Origin of the sequence: Bordetella genomosp. 5 (assembly GCF_002261315.1) — a bacterium.
In the GTDB taxonomy this organism is placed as follows: domain Bacteria; phylum Pseudomonadota; class Gammaproteobacteria; order Burkholderiales; family Burkholderiaceae_B; genus Bordetella.
On record NZ_NEVP01000001.1, the window covers coordinates 832,305 to 850,353 of the forward strand.

At 67.8% G+C, this 18,049-nt stretch carries 17 protein-coding genes and 1 pseudogene; 5 read left to right on the forward strand and 13 right to left on the reverse strand.

All coding sequences use genetic code 11. The features are described 5' to 3' along the window. Positions 1-14: 14 nt before the first annotated feature. The 3 genes from CAL25_RS03830 to CAL25_RS03840 are packed head-to-tail and all read right to left on the reverse strand — an operon-like array spanning position 15 to position 3,922. On the reverse strand, positions 15-1,541 hold the full coding sequence (locus CAL25_RS03830) for an amidase (RefSeq protein WP_094798587.1): 1,527 nt from the start codon (positions 1,539-1,541) through the stop codon (positions 15-17). A 12-nt stretch (positions 1,542-1,553) separates the two neighbouring features. After that, a complete protein-coding gene (locus CAL25_RS03835) occupies positions 1,554-2,540 on the reverse strand; it encodes a Bug family tripartite tricarboxylate transporter substrate binding protein (protein ID WP_094798588.1) in 987 nt (328 codons plus the stop codon). A 2-nt stretch (positions 2,541-2,542) separates the two neighbouring features. Further along, positions 2,543-3,922 (reverse strand): D-serine ammonia-lyase, encoded by a 1,380-nt coding sequence (locus CAL25_RS03840; RefSeq protein ID WP_094798589.1) that lies wholly within the window; start codon positions 3,920-3,922, stop codon positions 2,543-2,545. Between the two features lie 118 nt (positions 3,923-4,040). On the opposite strand from CAL25_RS03840, the gene CAL25_RS03845 reads away from it, so the two are divergent. After that, the gene (locus CAL25_RS03845) at positions 4,041-4,976 is read left to right on the forward strand and encodes a LysR family transcriptional regulator (RefSeq protein WP_094798590.1); all 936 of its coding nucleotides are present in this window, start codon (positions 4,041-4,043) and stop codon (positions 4,974-4,976) included. A gap of 1 nt (position 4,977) precedes the next feature. Here CAL25_RS03845 and CAL25_RS03850 read toward each other — a convergent pair whose 3' ends face one another. Beyond that, the gene (locus tag CAL25_RS03850; RefSeq protein ID WP_094798591.1) at positions 4,978-5,637 is read right to left on the reverse strand and encodes a GntR family transcriptional regulator; all 660 of its coding nucleotides are present in this window, start codon (positions 5,635-5,637) and stop codon (positions 4,978-4,980) included. A 286-nt stretch (positions 5,638-5,923) separates the two neighbouring features. Here CAL25_RS03850 and CAL25_RS03855 point away from each other — a divergent pair, with 286 nt between their 5' ends. After that, entirely contained in the window at positions 5,924-7,423 is a 1,500-nt protein-coding gene (locus CAL25_RS03855; protein ID WP_094798592.1) for a hypothetical protein, read from the forward strand. A 20-nt stretch (positions 7,424-7,443) separates the two neighbouring features. Here CAL25_RS03855 and CAL25_RS03860 read toward each other — a convergent pair whose 3' ends face one another. From CAL25_RS03860 to CAL25_RS03870, 3 genes are read right to left on the reverse strand one after another with little or no spacing between them, the layout of a single operon-like run. Continuing rightward, positions 7,444-8,157: an ABC transporter ATP-binding protein gene (locus tag CAL25_RS03860; RefSeq protein WP_094798593.1), complete on the reverse strand. Its 714-nt coding sequence runs from the start codon at positions 8,155-8,157 to the stop codon at positions 7,444-7,446. Then, a complete protein-coding gene (locus tag CAL25_RS03865; protein ID WP_094798594.1) occupies positions 8,154-8,903 on the reverse strand; it encodes an ABC transporter ATP-binding protein in 750 nt (249 codons plus the stop codon). The genes CAL25_RS03860 and CAL25_RS03865 overlap by 4 nt, the downstream gene beginning before the upstream one ends. Further along, on the reverse strand, positions 8,896-9,150 hold the full coding sequence (locus CAL25_RS03870; RefSeq protein WP_432759219.1) for a hypothetical protein: 255 nt from the start codon (positions 9,148-9,150) through the stop codon (positions 8,896-8,898). The genes CAL25_RS03865 and CAL25_RS03870 overlap by 8 nt, the downstream gene beginning before the upstream one ends. A 4-nt stretch (positions 9,151-9,154) precedes the next feature. On the opposite strand from CAL25_RS03870, the pseudogene CAL25_RS03875 reads away from it, so the two are divergent. Further along, positions 9,155-9,874: pseudogene (locus CAL25_RS03875) on the forward strand (benzoyl-CoA oxygenase); the annotation flags it as partial. A 6-nt stretch (positions 9,875-9,880) separates the two neighbouring features. Here the strand turns inward: CAL25_RS03875 and CAL25_RS03880 are convergent. From CAL25_RS03880 to yjgA, 6 genes are all read right to left on the reverse strand, one after another. Further along, positions 9,881-10,573, reverse strand: a complete 693-nt coding sequence (locus CAL25_RS03880) for an isochorismatase family protein (RefSeq protein ID WP_094798595.1) — start codon at positions 10,571-10,573, stop codon at positions 9,881-9,883. Between the two features lie 13 nt (positions 10,574-10,586). Then, positions 10,587-11,414 (reverse strand): ABC transporter permease, encoded by an 828-nt coding sequence (locus tag CAL25_RS03885; protein WP_094798596.1) that lies wholly within the window; start codon positions 11,412-11,414, stop codon positions 10,587-10,589. A gap of 3 nt (positions 11,415-11,417) precedes the next feature. Then, entirely contained in the window at positions 11,418-12,233 is an 816-nt protein-coding gene (locus CAL25_RS03890) for an ABC transporter ATP-binding protein (RefSeq protein ID WP_094798597.1), read from the reverse strand. Continuing rightward, on the reverse strand, positions 12,230-13,246 hold the full coding sequence (locus CAL25_RS03895; RefSeq protein ID WP_094798598.1) for an ABC transporter substrate-binding protein: 1,017 nt from the start codon (positions 13,244-13,246) through the stop codon (positions 12,230-12,232). The genes CAL25_RS03890 and CAL25_RS03895 overlap by 4 nt, the downstream gene beginning before the upstream one ends. Before the next feature lie 490 nt (positions 13,247-13,736). Further along, on the reverse strand, positions 13,737-14,414 hold the full coding sequence (locus CAL25_RS03900; protein WP_094798599.1) for an alpha/beta hydrolase: 678 nt from the start codon (positions 14,412-14,414) through the stop codon (positions 13,737-13,739). Between the two features lie 31 nt (positions 14,415-14,445). Then, the gene (gene yjgA, locus CAL25_RS03905) at positions 14,446-14,997 is read right to left on the reverse strand and encodes a ribosome biogenesis factor YjgA (protein ID WP_094798600.1); all 552 of its coding nucleotides are present in this window, start codon (positions 14,995-14,997) and stop codon (positions 14,446-14,448) included. 59 nt (positions 14,998-15,056) lie between these two features. Between yjgA and pmbA the strand changes: the two genes are divergently transcribed. Both pmbA and CAL25_RS03915 read left to right on the forward strand, forming a co-directional pair. Continuing rightward, a complete protein-coding gene (pmbA, locus tag CAL25_RS03910; RefSeq protein WP_094798601.1) occupies positions 15,057-16,421 on the forward strand; it encodes a metalloprotease PmbA in 1,365 nt (454 codons plus the stop codon). 271 nt (positions 16,422-16,692) lie between these two features. Further along, on the forward strand, positions 16,693-17,793 hold the full coding sequence (locus CAL25_RS03915; protein WP_094798602.1) for a TRAP transporter substrate-binding protein: 1,101 nt from the start codon (positions 16,693-16,695) through the stop codon (positions 17,791-17,793). The last annotated feature ends 256 nt before the right edge of the window (positions 17,794-18,049 follow it).

Below are 18,049 nucleotides of genomic sequence, written 5' to 3' on the forward strand. Positions count from 1 at the left end.
CGATACGACCCGTGTCAGACGGCCGACACCTCGCCGCCCGCGCCGCTGCGTGCGTTCAGCACCGGCGGCGTCGTCACGATGGACGTGAGCGCGGGGTCGGCGGGCTTGAGCGCGCCGATGTCGGGGCGCGGGCGTTGCAGCCCCTCGATGCCGGCGAAGGCCTGTTCCATGCCTTGCGCCGCCGCCAGCACCTCGCGATCGCCCCGAAACCGCCCGACCATCTGCAGCCCGAACGGCATGCCGTTCTGGTCGCGGCCGCAAGGCAGCGTCAGCGCGGGATGGGTGGTGAGGGTGATGACGTAGGTGAGGGCCAGCCAGCGATAGTAGTTTTCCTGACGCTTGCCGTTGATGGTGTCGGCGTAGAGCTGCGTCCAGGGAAACGGCGAGACGGGCGTGGTCGGCGACAGGATCAGGTCGTAGTCGTCGTAGACGCGCTGAAAGCGCTTGATGAGCCGGGTCTGCTCGGCCTGCGCCCAGGCGCAGTCCATGAGGCTCATGGCCGCGCCCATTTCGAAGTTGGCGCGCGGATTCGGGCCGAGGCTGGCCGGATCCTTCTCGTAGGCGTCGCGCATGCCCGCCACGAAGGCCTCGGCGCGCAGGATGTCGAAGCACCGGTGCGCATCGCCGAAGTCGATATCGATCGGATCGCAGGCCGCGAAGAGATGGCGCATGCCCGCGATCTTGGCGCGGAACGTCGCGCGGATGCCGTCGTCGACGTCGCACAGGCCGAAGTCTTCGGTGTAGGCCACGCGCAGACGGCCCAGGTCGGCCGTGCCGGGATTCAGAAACTGCAGTGGATCGAGCGGATAGCTGAGCGGATCGCCCGCATCGGGACCGGCGCTCGCGGCCATCTGCAGGCACGCGTCGGCAACGGTGCGGCCCATCGGGCCGACCACCGAGATCGGCGTCCAGCCCAGCGGCTTGCGCACGCTGGGCACCACGCCCGGCGACGGGCGGAATCCCACCACGCCGCACTTCGCCGCCGGAATGCGGAGCGAGCCGCCCGTGTCCGAACCCGTGCACACGGGCAACAGATCGCTGGCCAGCGCGGCCGCGGACCCGCCGGAGGAGCCGCCGGCGTTGAGGTTGGGATTGAAGGGATTGCCGGTCGCGCCCCACACGGTATTGCGCGAGTTGGCGCCCGCGCCCATGTCGGGCACGTTGGTCTTGGCCGCCACGATGGCGCCCGCGCGGCGCAGGCGCGCCACCAGCGCCACGTCTTCGGTCGGCACGTGATCGCGATAGATCGCCGAGCCGAAGGTCGTGAGCAGGCCGGCCGTGGGCTCGAGGTCCTTCACGCCCATGGGCAAGCCGTGTAGCAGGCCGAGCGCCTCGCCTGCCATGACCGCGCGCTCGGCGGCGCGCGCCTCTTCGCGAGCCCGGTCGAACGCGGTGGCCGTGATGGCATTGATGAACGGATTGACGGCTTCGATGCGTGCGATGCACGCCTCGAGCAATTCCACCGGCGAAAGCTGCCGTGCGCCGATCAGGCGCCGCAGTTCCACGGCCGTCAGGGAAACCAGCGAATCGTCCAGGCTCATGTCCTGCTTCCTTCAATCGAGTTTGATATTGGCGCGCTGCGCGAGGTCACGCATGATCGGCAGCTCTTTCTGGATGAGCGCCTCGCCGTCGGCCGCGCTGGCGTAGGCCGCTTCGAAGCCCTGCGCCTCGAGGCTCTTGCGCACATCGGGCGATGCCAGGGTGGCCTTGAGCGCGCCTTCCAGGCGGGCCTTCACGTCGGCGGGCAGGCCGCGCGGGGCGGTCAGCATGAGCCAGGTGTCCATGTTCACCGTGGGATAGCCCTGCTCGGCGAACGTGGGCACGTCGGGCAGGAAGGCCGAACGCTGGGGCGCGGACACGGCGATCACGCGCACCTTGTCCTGTTTGCTCTGCGGCAGCGCGGCCGCCACGGTGTCGACCGAGAACGGAATCTGGCCGCCGATCAGGTCGGTCATGGCAGGCGAACTGCCCTTGTAGGGCACATGCGTCATTTTAATGCCGGCCGCCGCGAGGTAGGCCTCGCCCACGAAGTGCGCGGTGGTGCCCGCGCCGAACGAACCGTAGGCCGGTTGATCCGCGCCGCGTCCCTTCACGTAGGCTTCCAGTTCTTTCAGGTTCTTGACCGGGACCTTGGGGTTGGCCAGCAGGGCCAGGCCGGTGCGGCCCAGAATGCCGATGGGCTCGAAGCTCTTCACCGGGTCGTAGGGCAGCTTGCTTTGAATGGCGGGGTTGACCGTGAACGTGGTGCCCGAGCTGATGAGCAGCGTGTAGCCGTCGGGGGCCGCCTTGGCGACGAAGCCGGCGCCGATGGCCGTGCCCGCGCCCGCGCGGTTTTCCACCACGATGGTCTGACCGATTTCCTGACCGAGCTTCTGCGCGACCACGCGGCCGAGCACATCGGTGGCGCCGCCCGGCGGAAACGGCACGACGAGCGTGATGGGGCGCGTGGGGTAGGTGTTCTGGGCGCTCGCGGGGGCGGCGGCGGCCAGCGCGCCGGCGAGGGCGGCGCCGAGCGCGATCAAGGCAGTTTTCATCGTCATACTCATTGGGGGTGGTGGAGGGGGGGCGCGTCTGTCGGCGCCTGGTTGCCGGCCACGAGCGAATGCCCGCGGCTCAGGAATCGCTCATATTCTTCGGCGGGCACGAACAGGCCGCCGGTGGTCCAGGCCAGATGGGTGGCGCGGCTCAGGTGCGGCTGCAGCCCCCGCGCCTGCAGCCAGGCCTGACCGGCGGGGCTGCCCAGCAGCAGGCCCGGGCCGGAGAAACCCGCGGCGGCGGACGGCTCGATACGCAGGCCCGTGCTGTCGTGCAGGCGGGCGAGGTCGGCGTGCAACGCGTCGTCCGTCACGGTGTAGACGCCCGCGAGCGTCCCGCCGACGGCCGTGTAGGCCAGCTCCGACGCCCGCGGCACGGCGAGGCCGTCGGCGTCGGTGAGATTGTTCAAGCCGATGTCGTACACGGACGGCGGTACCGGCAGGCCGGGCAGCTGGCCTTCACCGGACATCATGCGCAGCAGGAAGCAGGGCGATTGCACGGGCTCGGCGAAGAAGCAGTGCACGTGTTCGCCATAAAGCAGCGACAGGCCGTACGCGATGCCGCCCGGCGCGCCGCCCACGCCGCAGGGCAGGTAGACAAAGAGCGGATGCTCCGCATCCACGCGGATATCGGCCTGCGCGATCTGGTCGCGCAGGTACAGCGCGGCCGCCGCGTAACCCAGAAACAGCGACGCCGAGCGTTCGTCGTCGACGAAGTAGCCGTGAGGATCGGCCTCCACCTGGCGGCGGCCCGCGGCCACCGCTTTTTCATAGTCGCCCTCGTGCTCGACGACTTCGACGCCACGCGCGCGCAGCCGCGCCTTTTTCCAGGCCTTGGCATCGGCCGACATGTGCACCGCGGCGCGAAAGCCTAGCGCCGACGCGATCACGCCGATCGACAGTCCGAGGTTGCCGGTCGACCCGACCGCCACCTGATAGCGGCCGAAGCACGCACGGGCCTCGGGCGTCGCAAGCTTGCGGTAGTCGTCGCCGGGCTGGATCAAGCCCTGCTCGAGCGCGAGGCGTTCCGCGAACTCGAGCACCTCGTGAATACCGCCGCGTGCCTTGATCGAGCCCGCCACGGGCAGGACATGATCGGCCTTGATCCACAGGCGTCCCGCGGTGGGCGGCAGCTCGAGCGCCGCCTGCATCGCGCTCGCGTCGAGCAGCGGCGACTCGATGACGCCCTGCGTGGCCGTCAGTTCGGGAAACAGCTGAGCCAGCAAGGGGGCGTAGCGGGTGAAGCGTGCCTGGGCCGCCTGCACATCGGCCAGGCTGAACGCAGCGGCGTGAGCCGACGGCGTGTCGGAACGCGTCCACAGTACGGGCCGGGCCGCGCGCAGCGTCTGCAGCCATTCAGGAGAGAGCGAAGAAGAGGACACGTTCATAGGTATGACAAAGCGGTGACACCGGTGATGCGCACATGCTAGGCGTGACGCTCGCGTTGCAGCAATATGAATGCTTAGAATGGTGCTTTGCGTTTCCCGCAAACCTCGGGTGAACCCTATGGACCCGCAAATCCTGCAAGAAATGGCGATGCGCTACTTCCTCGAAGTGGTGCGCTGCGGCTCGGTCAGCGCGGCCGCCGAGCGCCTGGACGTGGCGCCGTCGGCGGTCAGCCGGCAGATCGCCCGGCTCGAGCGCGCGCTCGGCACCCTGTTGTTCGAGCGGCGCGCGCGCGGCATGGCGCTCAATGCGGCCGGCGAGCTGCTGGCCGCCCATGCCAAGCGGGCACAACACGACATCGATCGGATCACCGGCGAGATCATGAGCCTGCGCGGCCTGCGTCAGGGCCTGGTGCGCATCGTCTGCACGGAAGGTTTCGCGCATGACTTCGTGCCCGTCGCGATCGCGACGTTTCGCCAGCGCTATGCCGGCATCCGGTTCACCCTGGATATCTGTTCGCAAGGCGAGGTGCCGCTGCGGGTGCGCGATGGCGCGGCCGACATCGGCATCACGCTGAGCCTGACCTCCCATCGCGACGTGAGGGTGGAGCTGCGCATGCCCGCGCCGGTGCGCGCGGTGGTGGCCGCGGATCACGTGCTGGCGCGCCAGCCGGAGCTGTCGCTCGCGCAGTTGATGGCCTATCCGCTGGCATTGCCCGACACGGAGTCGACGCTGCGCCAACTGATCGACATCAGCTGCAGCCGTCAGCAACTGCATTGCGAGCCGGTGTTTTCGAGCCGCAGTGTGGATGCGCTGGTCGCGTTCGCGGGGGCGGGCGGCGGCGTGGCTTTCTGTGGCGAGCTGGCGGCCCGGAACCGCCTGCGCGGCAAGGAAGTGGTGGCGGTGCCGCTGCGCGATCGCGAGATGAACGAGCGCCACTTCGAGGTTCAGACGCTGGCTGGACGCGTGTTGCCGGACGCGGCCAAGGCGTTTATCGCGAGTCTGCGGGAGGGCCTGAGCGACGCCGAGTTGGCGGCGTGGGACGCCGCCGGCTGACCTAGGCGCGCCGCGCGGGCGCGCCACGCTCGAAATACCACTGCGCGGCGTGATGCACGTGGCGCGATGCCAGCATGCTGGCGAGTTCTGGGTCGCCCGCCTTCACGGCACCGAGGATGCCCGCGTGCTCCTGCCAGATCTGGGTGGCGCGCGCGCTGTGATTGCGCGAGAACAGCAGCGCGGTGCGGTCACGCAGCGAGCGCATCAGGTCCTGCAGCACCGCATTGCTGCTCGCGCCGCCCAGCAGGTCGTGAAAGCGCCGGTTCTGCTCGAGCAGCGCCGGCATGTCGCCGCATTCGATGGCCGCCTGTCCCGCGCGGATGGCGCTGTCGAGCGCCGCCATCTGCGGCGCGTCGCGGCGCTCGGCCGCGAGCCGGGCGTTGAGTGCTTCGAGCGTGGCGCGGACTTCGACGATGTCGTGCGCGTGCTCGCGCGACAGGCTCGTCACCGATGCGCCGCGACGCGGTTCGATGCGCACCAACCCTGCCGACGCGAGCGCCCGCAGGGCCTCACGCACCGGGATGCGTGAAACCCCCATCTCCAGCGCGATATCGCCTTCGACGAGCCGCTCGCCCTGCTGGTAGTGCCCGGTCAGGATGCGGCGGCGCAACGTGTCCTGCACGAGCGCGAACAAAGGGGCGTGCTGGCTGCCTGGAGTCATGGACGGGGAGCGGGGGTGGCGAGGAGTTTTCAACGTATATCGTATTCAATCTCTCGTCAATCGGGAAACTCCTGCTCATGGGGTTTGTCTGCGTGTCGGCCGATAAGTCTATAAAAAACAATGCCTTATGCGAAGTTCCACGGTTTTCTGGACAAACCATAGAACACGCGACTTTTTGTCTAGAACGAATATAGTATACGAATCGCCACGCACCTCGCCGTCCAGAGCCGGGGGTGGCGTCCGATGCGACAAACAGCCGATCCATTCGGCGTACAAGGGGAAGTTCATGAATCAGGAAGTCGTCATTACCGCGGCGCACTGGATGTATTTGCTCGGTGTACTGGTCATCGTCGTCACGATGATCTTCCGGGCCAACGTCGTCGTGCCGTCGCTGGTCGCCACCATGCTCGTGGGCATGGCGTTCGCGGGAGGCAGCGTGGTGGCCGGCGTGACCGCCGTGTTCAACGCCAGCTTCACCGCGGCCAAGGAGCTGTTCAACATCTTTCTGGTCATCGCGTTCATGACCGCGCTGCTCAACTCGCTCAAGACGCTCGGGTCGGATGTGCGCATGGTGCAGCCGTTTCGAGCGGTGATGACCAACGGCCACATCGCGTTCGTGGTGCTGGCGCTGGCCACTTACCTGATCTCGTTGTTCTTCTGGCCCACGCCGGCGGTGCCCCTGGTGGCCGCGATCCTGCTGCCCGCCGCCATCGCGGCAGGCCTGCCGCCGCTGGGCGCCGCGTGTGCGATCGCGATCGCCGGGCAGGGCATGGCGCTGTCGTCCGACTACGTGATCGGCGTGGCGCCGGGGATCAGTGCCAAGGCCGCCAACGTGGCCGTCGCGCTGGTGGCGGAACGCACGCTGGTGCTGTCGCTGGTGACCGGCTTGCTGGCGCTGGCCCTCGCCTACCTGGCGATGCGGCGCGAGATCGTGGCGCCTTCAGAGCGCCTGCTGGCGGCCTGGCAGCGCAAGGCCGTGGCGGTGCCGGAGTCGGTCGAAGAGGCAGGCACGATGGATAAAGAGTCCCTGGCCGAAGCGGTCGAGTACGGGCCGGGGCCTGTCGCGGTGCCGGACACGGCGTGGTCACGCGTGTTCGCCATCGTGACGCCGCTCGCCTTCCTCGCCAACGTGCTGGTGATGGTGGCGCCGCGCCTCTTTCCCAATCTGCCGCCGCTGCGCGGCGGCGAGGCGGCCGCGCTCGTGGGTGGTACGGCGGCCTTGCTGATGGTGGCCGCGACGGCGGCCGGCGTCGCCGGGCGCGACTTCCTCAACACCGCGGCGGATCACGTGACCGACGGTTTCGTGTTCGCGTTCAAGGCCATGGGCTCGGTGCTGCCGATCGCCGGCTTCTTCTTTCTGGGTGCGCCGGATCAGGCCGCCAATATCCTTGGCGCGGCACCGGGCCAGGCGCCCAATCTGCTGTTCGATCTGCTGCAGGCCTCGCAGGGCTTCATTCCGGACAACGCCTTCGTCGTCGGCTTCGGCGTGCTGCTGGTCGGCATCATCACCGGCATCGATGGCTCGGGCTTTTCGGGCCTGCCGCTCACCGGCGCGTTGTCCGGCGCGCTGGGCGCGACCTCGGGCGTGGACGCGGCCACGCTCGCCGCGATCGGACAGATGGGAGCAGTCTGGACCGGCGGCGGCACGCTCGTGGCGTGGTCCTCGCTGATCGCGGTGGCCGGCTTTGCGCGCGTGTCCGTGCTCGATCTCGTGCGGCGCCTGTTCGTGCCGGTCGTCATCGGGCTGATCACATCCACGGTGGTCGCGATCAGCTTTCTGACCTGACCGCGATCCCGGGCGTCGACCTAGACGCCCAGGTAGCGCGCCAGCGCCTCGGGCCGGCGGGCGAACGCGGCACTCTCGCCGCCTTCGACCAGCCGGCCTTTTTCCATCACGACGCAGCGATCGGTGTGATCGAGCACGGCGCGAAAATTCCGGTCGACGATCAGGGTCGAGATGCCGGTGGCACGGATCTGCGCGATGATGCGCCAGATCTCGGCCACCACCAGCGGCGCGAGGCCTTCCGTCGCTTCGTCCAGCACCAGCAGCTCGGGATTGGTCATCAGGGCGCGGCCGATGGCCAGCATCTGCTGCTCGCCACCCGAGAGTTGCTGGCCACCGTGCTGCAGCCGCTCGGACAGGCGCGGAAACGTGGCGAGCACGCGTTCGTAGTCCCATCCCGCGCGCGCGCCCCGGCCGCGGCGCGCGGCCACCATGAGGTTCTCGCGCACGCTCAGGTTCGGAAAGATGCCGCGGCCCTCGGGCACATAGGCGATGCCGAGCCGCGCGATCGCGTGGGGCTGGGCGCGCGTGCAATCGCGCCCGTCCACATGCACGCTGCCCTGGGTCGGACGCACCAGACCCAACAGCGTGCGGATCAGGGTGGTCTTGCCCATGCCGTTACGTCCGATGAGACCGATGGCCTCGCCGGGCGCGATCTCCAGATCGACGCCGCGCAGCACATGGCTCGCGCCGTAATGCGTATGGAGTTCCCGGGTCTGCACCAGCGCGGCGGTCATGCGTGTTCTCCCAGATAGGCGGTCTGCACGTCGGCGTTGGCGCGGACGGCGGCGGGCGTGCCGCTGGCGAGCGTGCTGCCATTGACCATCACGGTGATCGTGTCGGCCACGCGGAACACCGCGTCCATGTCGTGCTCGACCAGCAGGATCGCGTGATCGCGCCGCAGTTCGTCCAGCAGCGCCAGAATGCGTTCCGTTTCTTCGGGGCCCATGCCGGCGAGGGGCTCGTCGAGCAGCAGCACGGTCGGGCCGCCGGCCAGACACATGGCGATCTCGAGCTGACGCTTGTGGCCGTGGGGCAGCGCGCCCGCCAGGCTGTTCGCCTGACCGGCCAGCCCCGTCCGGTCCAGCGCGACGCGCGCGCGTTCTGCGCTGGACGTGCAGGCCTGCGCGTCGGCCAGCCAATGCCAGAAGCGCTGGTGGCGGGCCTGCGCGGCAAGCCGGCAGTTCTCGTAGACCGACAGGGTCGGGAAGATCGTGGAGCGTTGATAGGTGCGGCCCAGGCCGGCGCGGGCGCGGCGCGGTTGCGGCCAGGCGCTCACATCCACCTCGGACAGCGTGACGCGGCCGCTGGTGGGCGCCAGCTCGCCCGACAGAATATTGATCAGGGTGGACTTGCCCGCGCCGTTGGTGCCGATCACCGCGTGCACGGCGCCGCGCGCGAGCGTGAGCGACACGGCATCCACCGCGAGCAGTCCGCCGAAGCGGCGGGTGATGGCATGGGCCGAGAGCAGGGCGTCAGGCATGGGAGTCTCCGGAAACGGACAGCGGCTGCGCCTTGTCGTCCGCGCTGGTCCGCGCGGCGGCGGCCGGGGGCGGGGCGGCCGGTGGCGTCCGCCGCTGCACCAGGCCGATGAGACCATCGGGCAACCAGGCGACCAGCGCGATGATGGCCAGGCCCAGCGACAGGTGCCAGTGGCGCGCGTAGTCGCCGAAGATCTCCTGCGACTGGAACAGCTCCTGCAGCAGCACCAGGGCCGCGGCGCCCAGCACCGCGCCCTTTCCGGTGCTCGAAGGGCAGTCGATCGGTGTGTTGCCGCCCGGCACCGACGCGCAGGGGCGCGCGCACCATGCGCGCCAGTACTCGCTCGCCAGTCCGCGCAACGGCGAGCGTCCGGGCTACAACAATCTCTCGATCACCGTGAAGCGCGTGACCGAGACCCACGACGGCGCCGCCGTGCAGGGTGTCTGTTCCAACTATCTTTGTGATCTGGCCAAGGGCGACAGCGTCAGCGTGATCGGGCCATTCGGCAACACCTTCCTGATGCCGAACCATCCGCGCGCCAATCTGATGATGATCTGCACCGGCACCGGCGCGGCGCCCATGCGCGCCATGACCGAAAACAGCCGCCGCCGTATCGCAGAGGGCCAGCTGGGCGAATTGATGCTGTTCTTCGGTGCGCGCACCGAACGCGAACTGCCGTATTTCGGGCCGCTCATGAAGCTGCCGCGCGACTTCATCGATATCAATCTGGCGCTCTCGCGCGAACCGGGCCAGCCGCGCCGCTATGTGCAGGACGTGATGCGGGAGCGCGCCGCCGACGTGCTGCGGCTGCTCGTGCAGGGCGATACCTTCGTGTACGTGTGCGGCCTCAAGGGCATGGAGGCGGGCGTGCTGGCGGCGCTGGCCGACATCGCGAGCGAGGCCGGCCACGACTGGGCCGGCCTGTCCGATCGGCTGCGCCGCGAAGGGCGCCTGCACCTCGAGACCTACTGACGCGGCTCAGGCCGTCTTGCGCGGCTGCGCCGCCGGTCGCAGCCGCGCGGCCGCTTCGTCCACGGTGAGCACGTCGCCGAAAAACAGGATCCAGCCCTGCAGGGCGTGCTCGTGCTCCTCTGGCGTGACCGCGGCGAGCCCGTCGTCGATCATGACCGTGCGGAAGTCCCGCATCATTGCATCGCGCGCGGTCGACTCGCAGCACACGTTGGTGACCGTGCCGGTGATGAACAGCGTGTCGATGCCACGGCCGCGCAGGAGCGGTTCGAGCTCGGACGATCCGGGCGCGAGCGCACTGTAAAAGCGCTTGGTCACGCGCAGGTCGCCAGGCCGGGCGTCCATCTCGGGGTGGAGTGCGTAGCCCGGCGCGTCGCGCTTGAGCGTGTCGAGACGCCGGCGGCTGCGCTCGGGCGTCAGCATCACGCCGTGGTGATGCGACCAGAAGGTGTCCGCGTTATCCGATGCCGTCTGCACCCACACGACCGTGCCGCCGGCGTCGCGCAGGCTCGCGCACAGGCGGTTGATCGGCGCGATGATGGCGCGCGCCGGCGCGCACTCGCCCTGGAAGCCGGGCTCGGTGAAGTAGCGCTGCATATCGATCACCACCACCGCCGTGCGGGCGGCGTCGAAGTGATCGTACGGATGCAGACGGCCCTGGCGGGCGATGACGCGGTCCTGGACCCACTGAGGAAATTCCATCTTCGTCTCCTTGTCAGGCGTAGCGCCGCATCACCGCGGCTTCGACGCGATAGATCACCAGATACATCAGGCTCGAGATCACCGCGAGCAGCGTGATCGCCGTCATCACGATGTTGAGCTTGAAGATCTGGCTGCCGTTCATGATGAGAAAGCCCAGGCCAGAGTCGGCCGACTGGAATTCACCGACGATCACGCCGACCAGGGCCAGGCCGATGTTCATCTTCACGGCGGCGATCAGGGTGGGCACGCTGCCCGGCAGGACGACCTTGGTCAGGATCTGCCAGCGCGACGCCCCGAAGGTGTGGGCGAGCTTGATCTTGTTGGCGTCGATCCCGCGAAAGCCCGCATAGACCACCATGATGGTCACGAACACCGCAATCGCCACGGCCATGCCGTACACGGCGTAATCCGAACCCAGCCAGAGATAGAAGATGGGCACGAACGCGATCTTGGGCATGGCGTTGGCCACGACCAGGAACGGGTCCAGCACCTTGTAGGCGAAGTCCGACCACCACAGCAGGGCCGCGCAGGCGATCCCCAGCGCCATCGACAGGCCGAAGCCGACCAGCGTGGCCGACAGCGTGGTCAGGATGTGGTGGAACAGATTGCCGTTGCGCCACAGCTCGATGAAGGTGGGCCAGAGCGCGCTGGGATAGCTCGTCAGCAGCGGGTTGAGTACATGCATGCGCGGCAGGATCTCCCAGAGCGCGAAGAACAGCACCAGCAGCGCCAGCTGGGCGAGCCGGATGTGATGCTTGCGGCGCTGGCTGCTGCGCAGATAGGCCTGGTATTGCGGGCTGGGCGCGGCGACCGGGCGCAGCGCGACGGCGGGAGCATTCATGGTTCAGCCCTCCACGTGAACGTCCAGCTCCTTCCAGAGCTGATCGAAGTAGGCGTTGAATTCCGGCCGCGTGCGCGCCTGGAACGGCGTGGGACGCGGTTGCGCGTAATTGATGCGGTGCTGGCTCTTGATGCGCCCGGGCCGGCGCGACAGCACGATCACCCGATCCGTCATCGCGATGGCTTCGCCGATGTCGTGCGTGACCAGCACCACCGTCTTGCCCTCGCGTCTCAGAATGTCCACCACCTCGTCGGAGATCGCGATGCGGGTCTGCGAATCCAGCGCGGAAAACGGCTCGTCGAGCAGGATCACGTCCGGCTCGGTCACCAGGGTGCGCGCGAGCGCGGCCCGTTGACGCATGCCGCCCGACAGCTGGCGCGGCGTGTGCGCGAGAAACGCGCCGAGCCCGCACTTTTCGAGCAGATGCACCGCCCGCGCCTCGCTGCGGGCATCGCGCCGGCCCTGGATCTCCGCGCCGAGCATCACGTTGTCGAGGATGCTGCGCCACTCGAAGAGATAGTCCTGCTGCAGCATGTAGCCGATGCGCGGCGACGGTTTGGTGACCGGCACCCCGTCCACCAGCACGCTGCCGGACGTGGGCGAGATCAGGCCCGCCATGAGCGAGAGCAGTGTGCTCTTGCCGCATCCGCTCTGACCGATCAGGCTGACGAACTCGCCCGCGGCCAGCTCGAACGAGACGTTGTCCAGCGCCTGCGTCTCGCCCTCGGGGGTGAAGTAGCTCAGGCACACGTCGCGGATCTCGATCTTCGCCGTGGCGGCCGCCGCAGACGGCGCGAGGGTATGCACGACCGCGCTCATGGCTGCGCCTTTTTCGCGAAGTCGGCCACCACCACGTCTTCGTACTTCACGCGGGCGTTTTCCTTCATCACGGCGCTCGCGACCAGCATGTCCTGCAGCTGGTTCATGGCCTGCGCCGTGACGAGCGGCGTGGTCTTCCAGATCTGGTATTTCTTGTAGCGCTCGATCGCGTCGATGATGCCTGCCTGGTCCATGCCCGGAAAGAAACTCGATATCTGCGGTGCGAGCGTGGCGGCCGGCGTGGCCTGTACGTATTTTTCGGCGCGCGCCACCACGTCGGTCCAGGCCTGGATCACCTTGGGGTTGTCGCGGATGTATTTGTCGGTGGCGGTGAAGACCGTGTAGTCGACCTGACCGACTTCATGCCCGATCGAGGCCACGATGTGGCCTTTGCCGTTGCGCACCAGCTCGCCGGCTTCGGGTTCCAGGAAGATGCCGTACTCGCCCTGGCCGGCCATCCAGGCGCCGGCGCGCGCCGGAATGCCGATGTTGTTGAGCAGCTTCACGTCTTTCTGTGGATCGATGCCATGCTTGCGCAAGGCTGTTTCGAGAAACACGATGGGGTTGGAGCCCGGACGAAAGCCGATGATCTCTTTGCCTTTGAGCATGCTCCAGTCGAATTTGTCGACCGGTTTGCGCGCCAGCAGAAAGAAGCCGTCGGTGGCCGTGAGGCCGGCGAAGATCCGCGGTTTGACCGGCGATTCGCTGTTCTGCACATAGATGGAGGCCTCGGGCCCGATAAGCACGATGTCGGCGCTGCCCGACAGCAGGGCGGTCATGCCCTTGTCGGTGCCCTGCGAGGTCTTCATGGACACGTCCAGCCCCGCCTCCTTGAAATAGCCCTGCGACAGCGCGACGTACTTCGGCACATACAGGATCGAGCGCACCACTTCTTCGTAGCGCACCTTGACCGGAGGATTCAGCGCCTCGGCGGCCATCACGGCGGACGCGGAACAGAGCAGGGCGGCGGCGCTCAGCCAGCGGCCAATCGAAGCGGATGGGAAAGTCTTCACGGCGAACTCCGGGCATGCGCGGGCCGGCCGCCTGCCCGGCTGCGCCGGCGGTGAGCGGACCGCGGAATCGAGGGAAAGGAGTGAGGCGTCGTACAGCGGTGCAGCGACAGCAGGACCAGCGGTAAAGCGCAAAGACATGGGCGGCGGCGTGAGCCGGGATGGCCTTGGGGGGCCCCGCCTGCCCGACCGCGTCTGGAGGCGGGCGCGGGGCATGGATTGAATACTATATTCAGCGATCGCGCCGAACAAGACGGGCAGACCTAGCGTTTTCCTGTAGAAAGCGCGTTTTTACTGCCTTGTGGGATACCCGCTTGTATACAAGCGGACGGATGAGCGGTTGATGCCGGGATGCGGCGCTTCGTTGCCGGAGCGGGCGAGGCCGGGCCGCCTCAGGCCGGGCCGCGCCAGACCGGGCAGCGTTTGGCCTGACCGCACCAGGCCCCGGCCGCGCTGCGGGACCACGTAGCGCGGGCCGCGGTGTCGCGCGCCCTCAGCGGGTCTGTTCGCGCAGGAACTCGCCGATGGCGGTGATCTCTTCGAGGCAGACCGAATGCGGCATCGGGTAGGTGTGCCAGCGCACGTCGTAGCCCAGGGCTTCGAGCCGGGCGCGCGAGGCCTCGGCGCGGGCGATGTTGACGACCGGATCGTGCAGGCCATGGGCCATGAAGATCGGCGTGTCACGATTGGCCTCGTGGCGTTCCGCCTCGGCCAGGTCGATCAGGGGCAGATATCCCGACAGGGCGATCATGCCGCCCAGCTTTTCGCCCAGGCGCAGCCCCGTGTGCAGCGTCATGGCGCAGCCTTGCGAAAAGCCTGCCAGAAAGATGCGCGAGGTCGGAATGCCACGGGCGTTCTCGCGTGCGATGAGCGCCCGCACCGCCGCTTCGGAGGCGCGGATGCCATTCGCGTCTTCCTGGCGCACCAGATCGAGCACCAGGATGTCGTACCACGAACGCATCGCCATGCCGCCGTTGATGGTCACGGGCTGCACCGGTGCGTTGGGGAACACGAAGCGCACGGGCGGCGTGGCGCCCAACCGCAGTTCCGGCACGACCGGCACGAAGTCGTTGGCGTCCGCGCCCAGCCCATGCAGCCAGATCACGGCATGGGTGGGGTTGGGTCCGGTTTCGAGTTCGATGCAGTCCAGCAGGTCGGCGGTATCGGTCATGTCGGTGCGGCTTGGATTCAAGGAAGAAGGGTCAGGCGAGCAGGGCCTTGAGCGCCTGGAACAGCGCGCGATACTGCTTGCGCTGGGGTTCCTGGCCCGGGTTGAGCGCGGCGTTCTGCTGCGATTCTTTGCGCGCGGCACGGATCACGGCGCGCAACTGCTGCACGTCGGCGCTCGGGTGCGTCTGCAGCAAGGTGGTGAGCGCTTCGTCGTCGGCCAGCAGGCGGTCGCGCAGGCCTTCGAGCCGGTGCATCGCGGCGGTTTCTTCGCGCGAGCCGTTTTCCCAGACGTCGAGCTGGTGGCGTATTTCGTCGACCGGCGCGATGCGCAGCAGCTTGCCCACGAAGTGGGTCTGGCGGCGCAAGCCTTCGCGGCTGGTGGTGCGCTGGGCCTCGCGAATGGCCTCGTAGAGGCGCTCTTCGAGCGGCAACTGGCGCAGCTGACCCGGCGACAGGTCGATGAGCTGCTTGCCTAGGTCGACCAGGGCGAGCAGGTCACGTTTGACCTGGGATTTACTGGGGCGGTCGTAGCCGTTGTCGTCGAACTCGGCGTCGTCGCCGGAATCCTGGTGTGGAAAACTCATTGGAACACTGCAAAAAGACGGACTTGGCTATGATAACCGTCTCTGCAAATTGGACAGCAATGGTCACTTCCTCTTCTTCCCTGCCCATCGCCGCGAATCACGCGCGATTTTCCGAACTGGTCGAGAGCGCGCTGGCGCATGCGCGCAAGGCGGGCGCAAGCGATGCCGTGGCCGAAGTGTCCGAGAGCCTGGGTCTGTCCGTGTCGGTGCGTAAAAACGACATCGAAACCGTCGAACAGACGCGTGATCGTTCGCTGGACATCACCGTCTACGCCGGCCAGAGCCGCGGTTCGGCCTCCACCTCCGACTTCTCCGACGAGGCCGTGCGTCAGACCGTCGAGGCCGCCTGGCACATCGCGCGCCATACCGCGGCCGACAGCGCCGCCGGTCTGCCCGACGCCGACATGCTGGCCACCGAATTCCCCGACCTGCGTCTGCATCATGGCTGGTCCGTGACCACCGCCGAGGCCGCCGAGCTGGCGCTGCGCGCCGAGCGAGCCGCCCGCGACGTGGATCCGCGCATCACCAACACCGATGGCGCCAGCGTGGGCACCTACGAAGGCCAGTTCGTGATGGGCAACACCCGTGGCTTCATGGGCGGCTATCCCTATTCGCGCCACAGCCTGTCGGTGGCGCCGATCGCGGGCCGCACCAACAACATGCAGCGCGACTACTGGTACACGTCCGAGCGCGATCCGGCCCGCATGGCCTCGCCCGAGGCCGTCGGCCGCTACGCCGCCGAACGCACGCTGGCCCGTCTGTCGGCGCGCCGCATTCCCACCGGCAAGGTGCCGGTGCTGTTCGAGGCGCCGCTGGCGCTCGGCCTGCTCGGTGCCTTCACTCAGGCGACCAGTGGCGGCGCGCTCTATCGCAAGGCCAGCTTCCTGCTCGACTCGCTCGGCAAGCCGATCTTTCCCGACCACATCGATGTGCTCGAAGATCCGCACGTGGCGGGCGCCATGGGCAGCTCGCCGTTCGACGACGAAGGCGTGCGCACCCAGGCGCGCCGCGTGGTCGATGGCGGCACGCTCGAAGGCTACTTCCTGTCCAGCTACACCGCGCGCAAGCTCGGCATGGCCACCACCGGCAACGCCGGCGGCTCGCACAACCTGAGCCTGGTATCGCGCAAAACCCGCCGCGGCGACAACTTCGAAGCCATGCTCAAGAAGATGGGCACTGGGCTGCTCGTCACGGAGCTCATCGGTCAGGGCGTCAATTACGTCACCGGCGGCTACTCGCGCGGCGCGTTCGGCTATTGGGTCGAAAACGGCAAGATCCAGCATGCCGTCGAAGAAGTCACGATCGCGGGCAATCTGGCCGAGATGTTCAGCCAGATCGTCGCCGTGGGCGCCGATACCATTTCGCGCGGCACCAAGACGTCCGGCTCGATCCTCATCGAGCAGATGTCGGTCGCGGGCGCCTGAGCGCGACTGTCGCGAGGCCTGGCGCAGGCGTCCGGTTTCTCGGGCTGAACCCTGCGCCTGGCAACGGCGATGGCCGGCGGCCCCAGCCGCCGCAACCCTCTCCACGGCATGTGGCCTGCCGGGCCGCATGGCAGCTCGATTTTCCGCAGCGCAACACGCCCCGGTGCGGCTCGCCAGCCGGTGCGCTCGCGCGACAGCGTGTAATATCGCCCAGTAATTAAAAGTAAACCCCATACGTAAACCCCTCGAGTTCCACAGGAGGAGCCGTCACATGCAACGTCGTTCGTTCTTGAAGAAGGCCGGTCTCGGCGCAGTCGCCGGGAGCGCGGCCGTCGCCGCACCCGTTTTCGCCCAGGAAATGCCCGCCCTCAACTGGCGCCTGGCTTCCAGTTTCTCGCGCAGCCTGGACACGCTCTATGGCACCGGAGAAATCTTCTGCAAGTACGTCAATGAAGCGACGGGCGGCAAGTTCAACATCCGTCAGTTCCCGGGCGGCGAAATCGTCCCCGCGCTGCAGGTGTTCGACGCCGTGTCGAACAACACCATCGAGTGCGGCCACACGGTCTCGTACTACTACTACGGCAAGGATCCGGCGCTGTGCTTCGACTCCGCCGTGCCGTTCGGTCTGAACGCGCGCCAGATGAACGCCTGGATGTTCGATGGCGATGGCATGAAGCTCACGCGTGAGATGTTCAAGCCGCACAAGATCGTCAACCTGCCGATGGGCAACACCGGCGTGCAGATGGGCGGCTGGTATCGCAAGGAAATCAAGACCGTCGAAGACCTGAAGGGTCTGAAGATGCGCACCGCGGGCTTCGCCGGCGAAGTGCTGTCGCGCATGGGCGTGATTCCCCAGCAGATCGCCGGTGGCGATATCTACCCCTCGCTCGAGAAGGGCACGCTGGACGCCGTCGAGTTCGTGGGTCCGTACGACGACGAGAAGCTCGGCTTCAACAAGGTCGCCAAGTACTACTACTACCCGGGATGGTGGGAAGGCGGTCCGCAGGTCTCGCTGTACCTGAACGAAGGCGCCTGGGGCTCGCTGCCCAAGAATTACCAGGCGATCGTCGAGGCCGCCAGCCGCGTGGCCCACGTGGCCATGACCTCGCGCTACGACGCCCTGAACGCCGCCGCGCTGCGCCGCCTGATCGCCGGTGGCGCCGAGCTGCGTGCGTTCCCGCGCGCCGTGATGGATGCGTCGTTCGCGGCCGCCGAGACCGTCTACGGCGAGTTTTCGGCCAAGGATCCCAAGTTCAAGGCCCTCTACGACAACTACATGGGCTTCCGCGACGAGCTGCTGCCCTGGTTCCGTCTGGCCGAAGGCTCCTACGACCAGTATCTGGGCGTGGCGCTGGCCGCCCGCCGCAAGTAAGGCGGCGTCCCCCGGCGCAGGGCGCGCGTTCCCGGCGGGATTCCCCGGGGCACGCGCCGCCCGCCGGCGCGGCGGTCGGGGTTTTGTGGCCCGCCCGCAACGCCGTGCCCGGTGGATCCTCCCGACGCACTATGCAACCCCGGCCTCGCGCCGGGGTTTGCACATTTTTTGAGCAATCATGCTATGATCGTCGGCTTCCCTTAGTTTGACTTCCTACACGGGCGGGTAATAACGCTTAGGCGGGGGGCAAAAGTAC

Bases quoted from the DNA above. Each gene is read 5' to 3' on its own strand.
- CAL25_RS03830 (WP_094798587.1), bottom strand. From the start codon at position 1,541: ATGAGCCTGGACGATTCGCTGGTTTCCCTGACGGCCGTGGAACTGCGG.
- CAL25_RS03850 (WP_094798591.1), bottom strand. From the start codon at position 5,637: ATGACTCCAGGCAGCCAGCACGCCCCTTTGTTCGCGCTCGTGCAGGAC.
- yjgA (WP_094798600.1), bottom strand. From the start codon at position 14,997: ATGAGTTTTCCACACCAGGATTCCGGCGACGACGCCGAGTTCGACGAC.
- CAL25_RS03840 (WP_094798589.1), bottom strand. From the start codon at position 3,922: ATGAACGTGTCCTCTTCTTCGCTCTCTCCTGAATGGCTGCAGACGCTG.
- CAL25_RS03835 (WP_094798588.1), bottom strand. From the start codon at position 2,540: ATGACGATGAAAACTGCCTTGATCGCGCTCGGCGCCGCCCTCGCCGGC.
- CAL25_RS03885 (WP_094798596.1), bottom strand. From the start codon at position 11,414: ATGAATGCTCCCGCCGTCGCGCTGCGCCCGGTCGCCGCGCCCAGCCCG.
- CAL25_RS03865 (WP_094798594.1), bottom strand. From the start codon at position 8,903: ATGCCTGACGCCCTGCTCTCGGCCCATGCCATCACCCGCCGCTTCGGC.
- pmbA (WP_094798601.1), top strand. From the start codon at position 15,057: ATGGTCACTTCCTCTTCTTCCCTGCCCATCGCCGCGAATCACGCGCGA.
- CAL25_RS03890 (WP_094798597.1), bottom strand. From the start codon at position 12,233: ATGAGCGCGGTCGTGCATACCCTCGCGCCGTCTGCGGCGGCCGCCACG.
- CAL25_RS03855 (WP_094798592.1), top strand. From the start codon at position 5,924: ATGAATCAGGAAGTCGTCATTACCGCGGCGCACTGGATGTATTTGCTC.
- CAL25_RS03900 (WP_094798599.1), bottom strand. From the start codon at position 14,414: ATGACCGATACCGCCGACCTGCTGGACTGCATCGAACTCGAAACCGGA.
- CAL25_RS03860 (WP_094798593.1), bottom strand. From the start codon at position 8,157: ATGACCGCCGCGCTGGTGCAGACCCGGGAACTCCATACGCATTACGGC.
- CAL25_RS03845 (WP_094798590.1), top strand. From the start codon at position 4,041: ATGGACCCGCAAATCCTGCAAGAAATGGCGATGCGCTACTTCCTCGAA.
- CAL25_RS03880 (WP_094798595.1), bottom strand. From the start codon at position 10,573: ATGGAATTTCCTCAGTGGGTCCAGGACCGCGTCATCGCCCGCCAGGGC.
- CAL25_RS03915 (WP_094798602.1), top strand. From the start codon at position 16,693: ATGCAACGTCGTTCGTTCTTGAAGAAGGCCGGTCTCGGCGCAGTCGCC.